A 15,232-nucleotide genomic window follows, 5' to 3' on the forward strand; every position below is an offset into this window, starting at 1 on the left:
GCGGATCTTCCGAAGGTCCCGGATCAGCCCCAACCGCATGACGTCAGTCACCAAAGCCGTCCTCACCCTGGAGAGGCAGCGCTGAAAACGCTCAGGGATCCGGGATCGTTCAGCTACTCCGCAACGTTTGCGATGAACGCGTGGATCTCGGCGGTGGGGTTGCGCATGCCCTCACCGGACGTATGCCACCTGATGGCGTCGACCTGTCAAAGAAAACTCATCAGGCCAAAGAAAATACTCAACATTCCGATGAATGTCCAGAGCGCCCCTAGAGTCCGTAGACCTCCGGGGAAAGTGAGGAGCGTTCCCGTTAGGGGCTCTTGCGTGTCGAATGGTCGAAATTTCGGGAGCTTTTTCTTGAGTATCAGGAAGGCTCCCAAGGTGAGGAACAGGAGGCCGGCTGAGATGAATGCGATGCGGAACATCCAGAGGATAAGAGTCATGCTGCTTGCGCCTCTGTTTTCGTGAGTCAGGTGAGGTTAAGGGTTCACGAAAAAATCGCGAAGACGACCCCGAAGATCGTCATGAATATGCCCATCCTGATGGCGTTCCCGCCGACCTTATTGAAAACGTCTGAAACTCTTTCATCGCCCGGAGCGATATTCACGGGTGATTTCACCAGCCAGTCTCGGAATCCGCGATAATTGTTCCTTGTTGCCAAGCCGAGAGCAAGGCTGACCATGCCAAGAAAAAGTGGGAACATGAACATCGTGACGTGTGTCCTCCTCGGAGTCTGGACGCAGCCGCACTGGATAGAGGTACCGCCGGCCCGGCTGCGGGTTTCTCTCAGCTGCAGCCGAGCCGTAGCGAGCACCCGAAGGTATGAACGGGGGGCGCTGTAACTGGACTTGCGTCACAGGGTGTTACTCGGGCTGGGAGTGGTCTCCATAGTGATCCTCCATCAACCGGGCGATCGGTTCCGCCGAGCCCTGCACACAGAGGGCGGCGGCCTGCACGCGAGCGTAACGAAGCTCGGCCTCTGTGATGGTTTCGGAGTTGGCCGTCATATGGACGGAGATGACGTCCTCTGCCTGTGCAGTACTGCCTCATCCAAGACCACCCGGACCGGGTGCGGGTGGAGGTCGCCCGCGGCTGTCCGGAGCTGCCGGTGAGGGGCGCAGGGGACGGGCTTGGTGAGGGTGGGCGCGGGATGGTGATCGTCGACGCGGTGACGGACCGATGGGGGGTGAGCGTCCTGCCCGGCGGTCATGGCGAAACGGTGTGGTCAGAGTGCCGGTGACCCGGGAGGCAGGGGCCCGTTCCCGACTACGACCCCTGCGGCAGGCGTGCGCCGCCCCACATCACCCGCGCTTCCAGTCGCCGCACACCGCCCGGTCCAGCAGGCGGACCGCGGCCTCCGCCTGTTCGAGGAAGCGCTTCTCGTCACCGAAGCGCGTGGTGAAGACGGCGGCCGCGGCCGACACCCGGCCGTCGGACGTGACGGCGGTCTCGGAGGCGGTGCCGAAGGACGTGCCGCCGTGGTACCAGATACCGCCCGCGCAGCCCTCGGCCGGACGCCAGGCGAGGCCGAGCCCGTAGCGGGTCCTGCCGTCGGTGGCGTAGTCGGGCGCCGGGACGGTGGTGCGCATCTGCTTCAGCTGCTCCGGCGGCAGCAGCCGGCCGTCCATCAGGGCGCGCAGGAAGGTGTTCATGTCGCGGGTGGTGCTGATGATGCCGCCGTCCGCGCCGCCGCCTACGGCCAGCGTGGTGTCGGTGAGGTCGTCCCGGCCGGGGAACTGCGTGTACCCGGCGGCCGTCGGCATCGGCACGTACGGCGAGGTGTCCGGTATCAGCGTGCGGCGCAGTCCCAGCGGCTCGATGATCCGGTCGTGCACCTCCTGCGCCCAGGGGTTGCCGGTGGCCTTCTCGATGACCATCCCGAGCAGCACGTAGTTGGTGTTGGAGTACGCCCACTGCGTCTCGGCGCCCGGATCGTCCGCGTCCGGCAGCCAGCCGGGAGCGCGCTCCATCGCCATGGCGACCTGCTCCTCGGAGGTCTGCGAGCGGAACCGCTGTGCGTGGAAGCGCTCGGGTGTCAGCTCCGCCGGGTCCTCGAAGGCGATGTCCGTGTAATTGGCCAGGCCGCTGGTGTGCTGGAGCAGGTTGCGCAGGGTGATGCGGCTGCCGTCGTTGCCGTTGCCGGCGACCACCCCGGGCAGCCACTGCTCGACGGTGTCGTCCAGGCCCAGCGTGCCCTCGCCGACGAGCTGGAGCGCGGCCACCGCCGTGAAGGTCTTGGTGTCGCTGCCGATGCGGTAGTAGGCGTCGAAGGGCACCCGGCCCCCGTCCTTCAGGCTGGCGGTGCCGGACCGGGCCCGCGTCTCGCGCCCGGCCGCGTCACGGGAGCGCACCGTCAGCCCGGTGGCTCCCGTGTCCCGTACCGCGTCCGCGTCCCGCTGCAGCCGCGACCGCGCGTCCCCACCGCCGGCGCCCATGGCCTCGGCCGTGGTGCCCGGCCCGAGAAGCGATACCGTCCCGATCGCGGCGACCCCGGCCATGGCCAGCCCCGCACGCCACCGTCCGGACCGGCCCCACCGTGCGCTCTTCGTCATCTCCATGGCAGGAACGCTACGGAGGGCCGGCGCCGCGGCCCATCCGGCTGGCGGCCCGTTCCGGGGTGGTGCTGGCCCCCCTGCCACCGCGGCCACCACCCTCCTCTTGGGTCCTGGCCAGGTGACCTGTGCTCACCGCGTGTAATGCGGCCGTGCAGCCCTCCGGCGGACCGCCGCCGGACAGGGCTCCGCCCCGCCAGGATGACCCCTGCCGGGGCGGAGTCGGGCAGTGCGGGCGTCAGAAGGCCAGGCCCCAGCTTGTTGGTGTAGCCGGTGTCGCCGGAGTAGCTGTCGGTGACGCGGAGCTGCTGCTGCGGGAGGTGCGGGTACTGCGCCGGGCGAGGGGCGTCCGCCGCTGCAGCCGAGCGGCTCGGCTTGGCTTCCTGTCCCGAGGCCACGGCCGGGAAGTGACAAGAAAACTTTAGTTTTCTGCCAGGTCACACTCCGGGAACTAAAGTATTCTGCGAGTTAGGCGACTTTCTGAGGTGATGTGGTTGCTCACGGAGTGTAAGGACAGGCGTGCAGTTCTCTGGCGGACCGCCGCCGGACAGCGCGGCTTCTTCACCGCTGCACAAGCCCTGGAGGCCGGCTACTCCTACCAGGCTCAGCGCTATCACGCCCAGCGCGGCAACTGGCTGGTGATCGACCGGGCCGTATACCGGTTCCGGGAATTCAGCGATCTGCCGGACGAGGGTGACGAGCAACTGGTGCGCTGGACGCTGTGGAGCAAGGGACAGGCAGTCGTCTCGCACGCGACGGCCCTTGCCGTTCACGACCTCGGGACGGCCAACCCGTCCCGGATCCACCTAACCGTGCCGCGTGGCTTCCGGCGCACGTCGGACGTGGTGACGCTGCACCGTGCGGAGCTGGCCGACACGGACATCGAGGACCGGGCGGGGTACCGGGTGACGGTTCCGTCACGCGCGATCGCCGAATGCGCGGCGGACGACGAAGATCAGGATGTGATCGACAGTGCCGTGGCCGAGGCGCTGGATCGAGGGATCGCGACCCGCCGGAGACTGCTGCACGCGGCACAGTCGCTGGGTGCACGTGCCGAGCTGGGAGTGGAACGGGCTTTGAGGGCGCTGCTGTGAGCGGCCGCTACCGCGACGCCGTGGGCCTCCGTCGAGCACTCGAGACGCGGCTGAAACGGGATGCGGACGCATCCGGCGCCGACCTGAGCCGCAGCCGTCGTCTCGTCGTCTCGTCGTCTTCGACCGTATGGCAGCGCGTCTCGCGGGAGACCCCGTCGGCCGCTGGGTGCTCAAGGGCGGTGCGGCGATGGAGTTCCGGCTGACCGGCCGTGCCCGCACGACCAAGGATCTGGATGTGGCCGTGCGGCCCGAAGACGGTTCGAGCACGGACGCGAGCGAGGTCCGGGAGATGCTGATCGAATCTCTGTCGGCCGATCCCGACGGGGACTGGTTCCAATTTCGGGTGAGCGCACCGGTGATACTGACTGCGGACGCGGCGGGCCGAGGCGGTTGGCGTTTCTCTGTCGAGGCCCACCTCGCCGGGAAGCTCTTCTCACAGGTTCGCGTGGACGTTGTGGACCGCGGCGAAGAGATCGCCCGGACCGAGCGCCTTCCTCTCCCCAACGCTCTTGCATTTGCGGGCACTTAGCAGCGGACCATGGAGGCCGTGGATCGCCGCCAGCACTTCGCGGAGAAACTGCACGCGCTCACCCGTGACTACGGCGACCGGCCCAACACGCGGGTCAAGGATCTGGCAGACCTCGTCCTGCTGGCCGAGGACGGGCTGACGGGGGACGCGGCGTTGGCTGCGGCCGTACGGCATGTCTTTGCCGTTCGGGGCACCCACGACGTCCCGGACGAACTCCCCGACCCTCCGCCCCGGTGGCGCGACAGCTACCCGGAGCTGGCGCAGGACCTGGTGACGAGCGTCCCGCCGACGCTTGACGCGGCAGTCGCGCTGGTTCGCGGACTGTGGGCGGCGGCTCTCGCCGATGAGGCAGGTCGATGAACCGGCTGCCCCGACGGGGGCGGGGGCTGGTGGGGCGGCAGACGGCAATGTGCGGGGACAAGCACTCCGCCCCGCCAGGATGATCCCTGCCGGGGCGGAGAGTCGGGCGGTGCGGGGTGTCAGAAGGTCAGGCCCCAGCTGTTGATGTAGCCGGTGTCGCCGGAGTAGCTGTCGGTGACGCGGAGCTTCCACGTGCCGTTGGCGGTCTCCGAGGAGGCGTTCACGGTGTACGTGGTGTTGATGTTGTCCGTGGAGCCGCCGGTGCCGGCCGACTTGAGGGTGTAGACCGAGCCGTCGGGGGCGACGAGCTGGACCGTCAGGTCACCGATGTAGGTGTGGACGATGTTCACCGGCACCTTCAGGGCGGAAGGGGCGTTGCCGGAGACGCCGGTGACGGTGATCGGGGACTCGACGGTGGACCGGTCGTTGATCCGGTAGTCCGTGGAGTTGGTGAAGGTCTTGCCGGGGGGCGGGGTGGTGCCGCCGCTGCCGCCGACGTGCAGGAGGCGGTTCGGGGAGCCGCTGCCCGGGTTGCCGACGGCGCCGGAGACGGAGCTCGACAGCAGCGCGGAGGTGACCTGGGCCGGGGTGGCCGAGGGGTTGTCCGCGAGGTAGAGGGCGGCGGCGCCCGCCACGTGCGGGGTGGCCATCGAGGTGCCGGAGATGGAGTTGGTGGCGCTGTCGCCGGTGTGCCAGGCGGAGGTGATGGAGGAGCCCGGCGCGAAGATGTCCAGGTTGGAGCCGTAGTTGGAGTAGCTCGCGCGGGCGTCCGTGCTGGTGGTGGCGCCGACGGTGATCGCCTCGGACACGCGGGCCGGGGAACCGGTCGCCGTGGTCGACTCGTTGCCCGCGGCGACGGCGAAGGTGACACCGGCGGCGATGGCGTTGCGGACGGCGTTGTCGAGGCTGGTGCTGGCGCCGCCGCCGAGCGACATGTTGGCGACGGCCGGCAGGACCGCGTTGTCGGCGACCCAGTCGACGCCCGCGATCACGCCGGCGGTGGTGCCGGAGCCGTTGTTGTCGAGGACGCGGACGCCGACGATGCTGGCCTTCTTGGCGACGCCGTGTGCGCTGCCCGCGACCGTGCCGGCGACGTGGGTGCCGTGACCGTTGCCGTCCTGGGCGACGTTGTCGCCGTCCACGGCGTCGTAGCCGTTGCGGGCGCGTCCGCCGAAGTCGCTGTGGGAGATGCGCACACCGGTGTCGATGATGTACGCGGTCACGCCCTGGCCGGCCGTGTCGTCGTAGGTGTAGGAACCGCTCAGCGGCAGTGCCGTCTGGTCGATGCGGTCCAGGCCCCAGGACGGCGGGTTGGTCTGCGTCGCCTGGATGGTGAAGGTGCGGTTCTGCTCGACCAGGGCGACCGACGGGTCGGCGGCCAGCCGCGCGGCCTCCGTCTCGGACGCCTCGACGGTGTAGCCGTTGAGGGCATCGCGGAATGTGTGGTCGACCTCGGCGCCGTGCTTCTTGGCGACGCCCTTGCCCTTGGCGGAGGCCGCCTCGGTGCCCGGCTTGAGGGTGACGATGTAGCTGTCCTCGACCGCGTTCGGGGCGTCCGCGTGGGCGATGGGCCCGACCGCGGGCTCCGCGGCGTGGGCGGGGAGGGCGGTGAGAAGACCGCCGGCGAGCGCGACCGCGGCGACGGAGCCGATACCGGCGACCGATCTGCGTCCGGCGTTTCGCTTCACTGCCATCTGAGGGTTCCTCCTCGACAGGTGGGGAGTGTGGGGGCCGTGCGCCACCCGCAGGAGGCACGCGGAGCGAACGCCCGCACCGGGTCACCGGACGGGCGAAAGTCAGGTACATGCCAAACACGGACGAGTGGGGACCGTGATCGCGAGTGCCTGTCGCCAGCGAAAGATTGAATGTTCTACGCGGATTGCACAAGGGGTTGACCGAGGCGTTAACGCCCGTGCCACACAAGGGAAATGACACAAGGTCATCAAACGGTACAGATACGCTCGGTAAACGAGATCACCGTCACATCGCGGCCAAGGAAGCGCATCCCCGCACGTCACGTCCCCTTCGCACCGGTCCGTGCCGCACGGCCCCATGTGCGGAGCCAGCGGCTCGACGGTCACCCGGAGTGTCCGGCGCGGGAACGGGGACTCGCCCACCACCCCGCGCCGGGCATCCCCTCACGCCTCGTCGCGCAGTCTCGCCGCCAGCTCGGTCAGCGCCGCCGCCTCCTGGGTGTGACCGTGCGCCGTCAGCCGCGGGACCGCGGCGTCGAGCCGGGTCAGGGCGGGGGCGGTGCGCTCCAGGTAGATGCCCTCCACGGCACCCGCGAGGCGCACCGTCTCTGCCCATTCCCCGGCCTGCTCGGGATCCTCGCCCGGGTCTCCCAGCAGCCCGAGCGTCCGCTCCAGCGAGGCCAGGGCCTCCTCGTAGGCACCGGCGTAGGCGTTGACCCGCCCGTGCTCGTAGGCCAGGGCGGTGTCCAGGGACCGGCCGTGCGCCTGGTAGCCGACGGCGCGGGCCTCGTCGGCGATCCGGGCGGCGTCGGCGAGGAAGGCGCGGGCCTCGGCCAGGCCGTCCGGCCCCTCCTGCTGCGCCTTCAGGCGGGCGAGTTCGCGCAGGCAGTTGCTGAGGGGCTCGTAGCGGGGCTCGCGGGCGTGCGCGGCCAGCGCTTGGTCCACGACCTTGCGGGCCTGCCCGAACTCGCCCGCCTCACCGAGCAGTACGGCGGTCTCGGCGGCGATCATGGCGTGGCTGCCCGGATCGTCGTCCCAGCCCGCCGACTCGGCCGCGAGGGCGACGAACTCCGCCGTGGCGGCCTTCAGATCGTCCCCCGCCCGCAGCGCGCGGGCCCGGGTCAGGCGCAGCTGGGCGACGAGCCGGTCGTCCAGCTCCCCGGCGACGACGTCCGGCTCGACGAGCAGGGAGTCGAGCAGCGCGATGGCGTCCTCGACGCGGCCGAGGTCCAGGCTGAGCTGCGCCGCGTTGCTGTACGTGCAGAACGCGTCGAACCGGTCGCCCCGGCGCAGGTCCTGCTCCGCCGCCCGGCTCAAGTGCCGCAGCGCCTCCTCCGGGCGGCCCAGGTGCATGCAGGTCTCCGCCAGGTCCGCGTGCAGCCGGGAGGTGTCCATCGCCCCGGCCGGCCACTCGGCGGCCAGCCGCAGCCCCTCGGACAGCTCGGAGTACGCGGTCTGCGGGTCCCCGAGGCCGAGGTGCAGCCGGCCGCGCAGGGCGAGCGCCCGGGGCAGGTGCCAGGCCGGGCCGTGCTCCCGCAGCCTGGCCAGGAGACCGTCGGTCTCCGCGAGCGCGACCGGGAGCTCGCCGGTCAGGGCGTGGGTGGTCGCCCGCAGGATCAGTGCCCCGGCGATCTGGCCGGCGAGGTCGTGCCGGGTGGCGAAGGTGTGCAGCAGGTCGATCTCGGCGCGGGCCGGCACCGCGTGCTGCTCGTCGCGCGAGGTCTGCAGGCGTAGGCCCAGCGCGGTCGCCCGCAGCCGCAGCAGACGCCCTTCCTGGTACGGGGCCAGCCCGGCCGTCTCCTCGTGCAACTCGACCAGGGCGGCGTGCGCGGCGGTGAGCGCCGCGACCTGCACCGCCCTCGCCTCGTCGGCGTCGGCGTCGGTGGAGGGGGCGGGGGCGAGGGCCGGAGCACCGGCGGTGTCGGACGCCTCGGCCGCCGCACCGGCACCGGCGTCAGCACCGGGATCGGTACCGGCACCGGCATCGGGGGTGTCCGGCGACGGCGGCAGCTGCGCGGCGGCCAGCAGGGCGTTCGCGCGGGCGAGGGCCGCGTGGCCCGGCAGGTCCGCGTCCTCGTAGAGGCCCGCGGCCTCCTCGTGCAGGGCGACCGCCTCCGCGTAGGCGTCCCGCAGGCTCGCCCGGCCCGCCTCGTCGGACAGCAGGTCGGCGTGCAGCCGCACGCGCGGGCCCACCGCCGGGTCGTCGGGGTGTGCGTAGTCGCGGGCCGCGACGAGGGTGCGCATCCGCTCCCAGCACGCCTCCGCGTCCGGATGCCCCTCCTCCTCCAGCGCCCGCGCCCGCACGACGAGTTCGGCCACCGACTCCTCCGCGTCGCCGCCGCCCGCATGGGCGGCCGGCGCGGCCGGGGCCACGTCGTCCAGGCCGCGCGGGCGCAGGGTCAGCTCCAGCGCGTCGAGCAGCGGGGTGCGGTCCAGGCGGGCCCGGCGGCGGTCGGTGTGGGCCGGGGTCCCGTTGCGGGCGTCGAAGCGGGCGGCCAGGCCGTCGGCGCGGTCGCGTGCGTCGGCGCGCAGCGCGCTCACCGTCCAGGCGCGGCCCGCGGGCCCGGCGGCCGGCAGGTCACCGTGGCCGAGGGCCTCGACGCGCTGGAGCAGGACCTCCACCCCGGTGAGGAAGTCGAGCACGTCCCGCGGCGAGTCCACCTCGTCGAACAGGGTCCGGTTCTCCGCGAGCAGTTCCAGACCGCGCGCCTCGTTGCCGGTCAACGCGCAGAACTCCAGGTGCCGGCCGACCTCCCCGGCCATCGAGGGGTTGCGGCGGCAGGCCCGGTACCCGGCGAGGTGCAGGGAGCGCGCCTCGTCCGCGCGGCCCAGCCGCAGCAGCGGCAGCAGCGTGTAGGAGACGGACCGGGCCGGCTCCTCCCGGCAGGACTCCTTCCCGGCCAGGACGGGCTCCCAGGCGCGCAGCGCCCGCTCGTCGTCGCCCGCCGCCAGGTGGTACAGGGCGCGTTCGCAGGTCTCGCACGCCTCGCAGTCGCTGAGCCGGGAGCGGGACCGGCCCGCCCACAGCTCGTAGGCGAGGGCGGTGTCCTCCCCGGTGTGCGCGGCGAGCTGGTACGCCTGCCCGTAGTACGGCTGGAGGTCCAGCCCGGCCTTCTCGTAGCGGTCGCGCATCTCGGTCAGCCACTGGCGCAGGCTGGTCAGCGGTATCTCGGGCAGCGCGCGCAGGGCGTTGGCGACCCACTTGAACCGCCAGAACAGCTGGTGCCGCAGCCGCTCGTCGAAGACGTCGGGCTGCTCGTCGAAGAGCGAGAGCACCCGGGCGAAGACGACGGGCGACTTCCGGGGCTCGGCGCCGTAGGTGTACGCCTCCTGGAGCTCCAGCAGGGCGTCGATCAGCGGCCGGGTCTCCTGGAACTGCTCGGCGGCGTCGACGAGTTCCTCGGCGGTGACGGTCCGGGTGCGGCCGTAGGGGCGCGCGTCGTTCTCCCGGAGGGCCTCGTACAGCTCGTCGGTGGTCTGGGGTGCGGTGGTCGGCATCGTCAGCTGTCCTTGCGCAGGGCGTGGGCGAGAAGGTCGAGGAAGGAACGGTTGATCAGACTGGACTCGGCGGGCCTGAGCGGACGCCGGGACAGCAGCGCCGCCTGCCCGTACAGTGCCTCGGCGCTGGTGCGGGCCAGGTCCGGCTCGTCGATGGCGACGGCCGTGCGCACCAGCGGGTTCAGCTGGTTGAGGATCAGCTGGGCCCGGGGCGCCTCCTGCTGCAGGGCGCCCAGGATGTCGCCCCACAGGCCGCCCTCCTGCTCCCGGGCCAGCCGGGACCGGGTGCGCTCGTGCCGGGCCTCGCGGCTGTCCACCAGGAGCGCCGGGGCGGAGGCGGGCTGGAAGGTGCGCAGCGCGACGTCGCAGTCGAAGACGGCGAGGGCGTCCCGGGCCTGCGCGAGATAGGCGGCGGCGGCCAGTTCGGTCTCCCGGTCGACGGGGTCGAGGTGGGCGGTGAGGGTCGCCGGGTCGAGGTCGGCGACGTTCGTCTCCGGCCGGATCTCGGGCAGCCGGTGGACCAGTTGCCGGTCGTAGGTGTAGCCGCCGTTGACGACACCGAGCCCGGCGGCCGAGGCGATGGAGGCGACCTGCCGGAACTCCTCCACGCTGGACGTCACCAGCACGGTGCGGTGGGTGCGCGCGAACTCGTCGAGGGTGCAGTGTCCGTCGGTGGTCTCGAACGGCAGCCAGGGCAGCAGCATGCGCAGGATCTCGTCGTCGTGCACGGCGAGCGACTTCACGGCCAGGTGGTGCGTCTGGAGGAAGCGGCCGAGCAGCTCCGGGTCGCTGGCGGCGGCCCGGGCGATCCACGCCCGCAGCCGGTCGGCGAGGGCGTCGCGGACCGCTGCGAGGGTGTCGTCCTCGTACAGCGCCTCCCGGGACGCGGTCGGGCGCAGGCTCTCGGCGTCCACGACGCAGCGGACGAAGAACGCCCACTCCGGCAGGATCTCCTCGGCCTGCTCGGACAGCAGCATGCCCTTCAGGTGCACACGGTGGCCGTGGCGCCGGCCGGCGGGCACCGCCTCGGGCAGGACGCACGCGATGCCCTTCAGCCCGACGGCCGGCAGGTCCAGTTCGATGGTGTCCAGCGGCGTGAACCCGAACACCTCCTCGCCGTACGCGGCCAGCGCGCGGGCCCGGGCCCCCGGCGTCGGGTACGACCGGGCCCAGGGTGCCGCCTCGGGGTTGACCGGGGTGCCGGTGCCGCCGTCCGGGCCGTCGTGGAAGGTCACCGGGTGGCGCAGCAGCGAGCCGAAGTGCCGGGCCAGGGTGAGCACTTGGGCCGGGCGCGTCCACTCGCCCGCGTCGGCGCGCGGCGTCAGCGTGACGGTGGTCCCGGGCCGGGGACGGGCGGAGGCCGGGAGGGCGCGCACGCTGTAGCTGCCGTCGCCGCGTCCCCGCCACTCCACGGCGGGCGCGTCGGGCGTGCGGGCGGAGCGGCTCAGCACGTGGATCTCGTCGGCGACCAGGAAGCAGGAGAGCAGACCGATGCCGAACTGGCCGATGAAGTCGGCTCGTTGGTCGATGATCCGCCCCACGCCTCCGGCTGCCCCGTCCGGGGAGGCCCCCGTGGCCCGCTTGCTGCTGCGGCCGATGGTGGCGAGGAAGGCGTGCACGTCGGCCTCGGTGAGTCCGACGCCGTCGTCCTCGACGCGCACCACCTCCCCGTCGGCGTACAGGCGGATGCCGAACGCGTCGGCGGGGGCGTCCGGCGTGAGAGCGTGCCGGGCGGTGAGCGCGTCCACCGCGTTCTGCATCAGTTCCCGCAGGTAGACGCGGGGGCTGGAGTAGAGGTGGTGGGAGAGGAGGTCGACGAGGCCGCGCAGGTCCACCTGGAAGGTGCGGTCGGCGCCGGCCGGGTCCGGGGCGGTGTCGGGCAGAGTCATCGGGCAGTCCGGGGTGAGAGAGGGTGAGTAGGGGAGCAAGGGCGATGAGGGGGGAGGAGCCAGCGTGGGGGCTGCCGGCGACGGATACGGATGGATGGGCCGCGGCGGCCGGAGGACGGCGGGGCTGCGGGCGGTCGCCCGTCGCCGTCCGTTGCCGTCGGTCCTGCTGCCCTCGACCGGTTCCCGATCGGGCCTCGACCGGCCTGGGCGGGACGGGCGGTCCGGGCGGGACGGCTGGCGCAGCCACACGCCGACGGCGCGAAGTGCCGGACGCCTGCCGCGGATGCGGCCCCGCCCCGGTGGCGCCTGCCGTGGGGTCAGGCGTGGCGCCGGTAGAGGGCGTACATCTTCTCCGGCCGCGCCATGTACGTCCACGGCCACTCGGTGTACGCGCCGTCCAGCTCGTGGAAGACGCGACGGCACACGGTGCTCTCGGCGGACAGGGCCAGCGCCATGGCGAAGATGTTGAAGTCGCCGTGCCAGCCCGGGAGTCGCTCGTAGTCGGGGTGCAGGATGCTGCGCCGGGCGGCTTCCGCCAGCTCGGACTGGATCTCCGGCCGGTCCAGGCACTCCTGGTCGTCCGACTCGACCCACTCCTCGATGTGGGCCATGGCGACCAGGCAGCCGAGGCGGTGGCCCTCGGGCGCGCGGGCGGACGCTTCGCGGGCGAACGCCAGGGCCGCCCCCTGCTCGCCGCCCCACCGGGGCTGCAGGTGCGACAGCCACTCGGTGTGCAGCTCCAGGCTCAGCGGCTCGCGGCGCAGACCGGCCTCGAACCGCGTCTCGTTGACCGTGTCGCCGAGCGACATGCCGCGTCCGGACGTCAGCAGCCGGCGCCACGGTGTGACCCACTCCGGCCGCAGCTCCGCGGCCTCGAGCAACTGCTGTTCGGCGAGGTGGAGCCGCTCGTGGAAGACCTGCCACTGCTCCCGTGACACGTCCACGGCCCGTGCGCTGGTCCGCGCCTCCCAGCCCCAGACGATGTGACGCGCCCCGGAGACGAGCAGTGCCTCGGGACGGTGCTCCTTGTCCTCCTCGACGGCCCGGCCGATCCACTCCTCCACGCCGTCCACGTCGGCCAGTTCCCCCAGGACCTGGTGGTCGCGGCCGAGGTCGAACGGGGCGAGCCCCGCCTTCACGGCCTCCCAGTCCCCGGCCCGGGCCGCCTCCAGCAGCGCCGACACCCGCGTGTCCCCGAGGGCCTGGACCGTGTACATCCCGTTCTTCCTCCGGGGGACCGGAAGGGCGTACGGATCCCCCGGTCTCTCCCCGCCCCTGCCGAACAGCCTGCCGAACATGCCGCGCCCTCCCCTTGGCCCGCGTGCGTCCGCGTGACGCGTCCGCGTGATCTTGCGGTGCAGCATAGAGCGCACCACCGACACCGCTTCCACAGGGTTTTCACCGCTGCTTCACACCGCGGTCAGCGCACCGGCCGGGCCGCCCACAGGTCACGCAGCAGCGCGATCTCCGCCATGTGGTGGATCAGTTCCAGGTTGGCGCCCGCCAGTACGGAGACGAACGGGTCGTCGGGGTCGGACCCGTACGGGTACTGGGAGAAGCCGACGGTGTCGAGCTGTGCGTCGGTCACCCCGGCGACGCTCGCGCGCCAGCGGTCCAGCAGGGCCCAGAACGCCTGGAGCGCCGGGCCGGCTTCGGGGCTGAAATCGACGATCTGCTTCGGGTCGCGCCGCCGCTCGCCGAAGGTCCATTCCCAGACGCCGGCGAAGCAGAAGTGCAGGTGGCCCAGGCGCCAGGCGATGGTCGTCACCGGGTTGACGTCCGGCTCCGGTTCTCCGCGGTGGGCGAGCACCTCCTCCACCCGCTCCGTGCTCACGCTCCAGTCGTCGGCGATCCGGGCGACCGTCATCCCGGCGGCCCGCTGCCGGGCCACCTCGGCGTACTCGCTCGCCGGGATGTCCGGGGCGCCCTGGTCGAGCAGCCAGTCACCCGGGCCGAACGCCCGGGGCGTGACCGCCTCGCCGCGGCGCCGCACGGACCAGCAGCCGGGCACGGGCTCCCACCGGTACTCCTCGTCGCCGAGCCCCGTCAGCCGTACCTGCGCCATCTCCCTGGCCTGGTCGAACTGGTCGAGCAGCAGCTCCAGCCGGCCCGTTCGCGTGTCCCCGGTCGCCATGGCGGCCCCCTTCGCGTCGCGTGGAGCCGGAACGTAGCGCCCGCCGAGGGGCGCTCGCGACCGGATTTTCTCCGTGGCCGCCGGGCCGCCGGGCCGCCGGGCCGCCGGGCCGCCGGGCCGCCGGGCCGCCGGGGGGCCGCACCGCCTCAGCCGCGCGCCTCCGCCAGGACGGCGTCGGTGAACGGCGGCCATGCCTCGACGGCCCACGGGCCGAAGGCGAGGTCGGCCAGGGCGGCGCAGGCCAGGCCCGCGTCCGGGTCGATCCACAGGAAGGTGCCGGACTGCCCGAAGTGGCCGAAGGTCCGGGGGGAGGAGGCGGAGCCGGTCCAGTGCGGGGACTTGCCGTCGCGGATCTCGAAGCCGAGGCCCCAGTCGTTGGGGTTCTGGTGGCCGTAGCCCGGCAGGACGCCCTTGGTGCCCGGGTACTGCACGGTCATCGCCGCCGCGACCGTGCGCGGGTCCAGCAGCCGCGGGGCCTGCACCTCGGCGGCGAACCGCAGCAGGTCGTCCACGGTGGACACGCCGTCCTTCGCGGGGGAGCCCTCCAGCGAGGTCGCCGTCATGCCCAGCGGCTCCAGCACCGCCTGCCGCAGGTACTCGGCGAAGGGGATGTCGGTCGCCTTCTCGACGTGGTCCCCCAGCTGCTCGAAACCGGCGTTGGAGTACAGCCGCCGCTCCCCGGGCGCGGAGGTCACCCGGTGCTCGTCGAAGGCCAGGCCCGAGGTGTGGGCGAGCAGGTGGCGGACCGTGGAGCCGTCGGGGCCCGCCGGCTCGTCCAGCTCGATCGCGCCCTCCTCGTACGCCACGAGCACCGCGTACGCCGCCAGCGGCTTGGTGACCGAGGCCAGCGGGAAGCGGTGGCCGGCGGGCCCGTGGGTGCCCAGGACGGTGCCGTCGGCGCGGACGACGCCCGCGGCGGCGGTGGGAACCGGCCAGTTCTCGATCAGCGTGAGGCTCTTCAGCGACATGCCATCGAGCCTAAGCGCTCAGAGCGTCAGCTCCAGCAACGGGTCGGGCCTGCGGGCGAAGCCGAGCGCCGTGTACAGCGGCTCGGCCTGCGAGGACGCGGTCAGCCGGACCCGTTTCGCGCCGTGCTCGCGGAACCACTCCAGCAGGGCCTGGACGCAGGCCCGCGCATAGCCCCGGCGGCGCGCGTCCGGGTCGGTGGCGACACTGAACACGTACCCGTCCGTGCCCAGCGGGTTGCGGGCGCCGCCGATGCGGTACTCCAGCGAACCGGCCACCAGCGCCGCCAGCGCGCCCGGCCGCTGGGGATGGTCCACCACGAACGCGGCGAACGGGCCGTCCGGCTCGGCCAGCCGGGCCCGCAGCACCGGCAGGGCCTCCGCGTGCCAGGCCCGGGACGGGTCGGAGCGGGCCATCGAGTCGATCATCACCTGACGCAGGCGCAGCACTTCCTGCGCGTCGTCCGGTACCGCACGGCGCACCACAGTCATGCCGGGCACCGTAGCCGGGCGGACT

Annotated in this window: 10 protein-coding genes and 2 pseudogenes; 3 read left to right on the top strand and 9 right to left on the bottom strand. The window is 72.4% G+C overall.

The annotated features are described in order from the left end of the window. A pseudogene (locus ACIRPP_RS27870) lies at window positions 1-85 on the top strand (IS5/IS1182 family transposase); the annotation flags it as partial. Window positions 86-487: 402 nt separating this feature from the next. Here ACIRPP_RS27870 and ACIRPP_RS27875 read toward each other — a convergent pair. Continuing rightward, the gene (locus ACIRPP_RS27875; protein ID WP_403648283.1) at window positions 488-709 is read right to left on the bottom strand and encodes a hypothetical protein; all 222 of its coding nucleotides are present in this window, start codon (window positions 707-709) and stop codon (window positions 488-490) included. Window positions 710-1,301: 592 nt separating this feature from the next. After that, on the bottom strand, window positions 1,302-2,498 hold the full coding sequence (locus ACIRPP_RS27880; RefSeq protein ID WP_403648568.1) for a serine hydrolase domain-containing protein: 1,197 nt from the start codon (window positions 2,496-2,498) through the stop codon (window positions 1,302-1,304). A 548-nt stretch (window positions 2,499-3,046) separates the two neighbouring features. On the opposite strand from ACIRPP_RS27880, the gene ACIRPP_RS27885 reads away from it, so the two are divergent. Together ACIRPP_RS27885 and ACIRPP_RS27890 are read left to right on the top strand one after the other, a co-directional pair. Further along, window positions 3,047-3,646 carry a hypothetical protein gene (locus ACIRPP_RS27885; protein ID WP_403648286.1) on the top strand — a complete coding sequence of 200 codons (600 nt, stop codon included), beginning with the start codon at window positions 3,047-3,049 and terminating at the stop codon, window positions 3,644-3,646. Window positions 3,647-3,833: 187 nt separating this feature from the next. Beyond that, a pseudogene (locus ACIRPP_RS27890) lies at window positions 3,834-4,535 on the top strand (nucleotidyl transferase AbiEii/AbiGii toxin family protein). 119 nt (window positions 4,536-4,654) lie between these two features. On the opposite strand, the gene ACIRPP_RS27895 reads toward ACIRPP_RS27890, so the two are convergent. The 7 genes from ACIRPP_RS27895 to ACIRPP_RS27925 form a co-directional block, all read right to left on the bottom strand. Next, window positions 4,655-6,229: a S8 family peptidase gene (locus ACIRPP_RS27895; RefSeq protein WP_403648288.1), complete on the bottom strand. Its 1,575-nt coding sequence runs from the start codon at window positions 6,227-6,229 to the stop codon at window positions 4,655-4,657. Between the two features lie 444 nt (window positions 6,230-6,673). Further along, window positions 6,674-9,727 carry a hypothetical protein gene (locus ACIRPP_RS27900; RefSeq protein ID WP_403648291.1) on the bottom strand — a complete coding sequence of 1,018 codons (3,054 nt, stop codon included), beginning with the start codon at window positions 9,725-9,727 and terminating at the stop codon, window positions 6,674-6,676. 2 nt (window positions 9,728-9,729) lie between these two features. Beyond that, on the bottom strand, window positions 9,730-11,616 hold the full coding sequence (locus tag ACIRPP_RS27905; RefSeq protein ID WP_403648293.1) for an HSP90 family protein: 1,887 nt from the start codon (window positions 11,614-11,616) through the stop codon (window positions 9,730-9,732). Between the two features lie 317 nt (window positions 11,617-11,933). Then, window positions 11,934-12,914: a hypothetical protein gene (locus tag ACIRPP_RS27910; protein WP_403648296.1), complete on the bottom strand. Its 981-nt coding sequence runs from the start codon at window positions 12,912-12,914 to the stop codon at window positions 11,934-11,936. 122 nt (window positions 12,915-13,036) lie between these two features. Further along, entirely contained in the window at window positions 13,037-13,750 is a 714-nt protein-coding gene (locus ACIRPP_RS27915; RefSeq protein WP_403648299.1) for a DinB family protein, read from the bottom strand. 146 nt (window positions 13,751-13,896) lie between these two features. Next, window positions 13,897-14,718, bottom strand: a complete 822-nt coding sequence (locus ACIRPP_RS27920) for a serine hydrolase (protein WP_192230615.1) — start codon at window positions 14,716-14,718, stop codon at window positions 13,897-13,899. An 18-nt stretch (window positions 14,719-14,736) separates the two neighbouring features. After that, complete coding sequence (locus ACIRPP_RS27925; protein ID WP_164343404.1) at window positions 14,737-15,207, bottom strand: GNAT family N-acetyltransferase; 471 nt, start codon at window positions 15,205-15,207, stop codon at window positions 14,737-14,739. Window positions 15,208-15,232: the final 25 nt, after the last annotated feature.

It is taken from the genome of Streptomyces sp. NPDC101219 (assembly GCF_044767675.1).
Lineage (GTDB): Bacteria > Actinomycetota > Actinomycetes > Streptomycetales > Streptomycetaceae > Streptomyces.

Bases quoted from the DNA above. Each gene is read 5' to 3' on its own strand.
- ACIRPP_RS27875 (WP_403648283.1), bottom strand. From the start codon at position 709: ATGTTCATGTTCCCACTTTTTCTTGGCATGGTCAGCCTTGCTCTCGGC.
- ACIRPP_RS27880 (WP_403648568.1), bottom strand. From the start codon at position 2,498: ATGGCCGGGGTCGCCGCGATCGGGACGGTATCGCTTCTCGGGCCGGGC.
- ACIRPP_RS27895 (WP_403648288.1), bottom strand. From the start codon at position 6,229: ATGGCAGTGAAGCGAAACGCCGGACGCAGATCGGTCGCCGGTATCGGC.
- ACIRPP_RS27900 (WP_403648291.1), bottom strand. From the start codon at position 9,727: ATGCCGACCACCGCACCCCAGACCACCGACGAGCTGTACGAGGCCCTC.
- ACIRPP_RS27905 (WP_403648293.1), bottom strand. From the start codon at position 11,616: ATGACTCTGCCCGACACCGCCCCGGACCCGGCCGGCGCCGACCGCACC.
- ACIRPP_RS27910 (WP_403648296.1), bottom strand. From the start codon at position 12,914: ATGTTCGGCAGGCTGTTCGGCAGGGGCGGGGAGAGACCGGGGGATCCG.
- ACIRPP_RS27915 (WP_403648299.1), bottom strand. From the start codon at position 13,750: ATGGCGACCGGGGACACGCGAACGGGCCGGCTGGAGCTGCTGCTCGAC.
- ACIRPP_RS27920 (WP_192230615.1), bottom strand. From the start codon at position 14,718: ATGTCGCTGAAGAGCCTCACGCTGATCGAGAACTGGCCGGTTCCCACC.
- ACIRPP_RS27925 (WP_164343404.1), bottom strand. From the start codon at position 15,207: ATGACTGTGGTGCGCCGTGCGGTACCGGACGACGCGCAGGAAGTGCTG.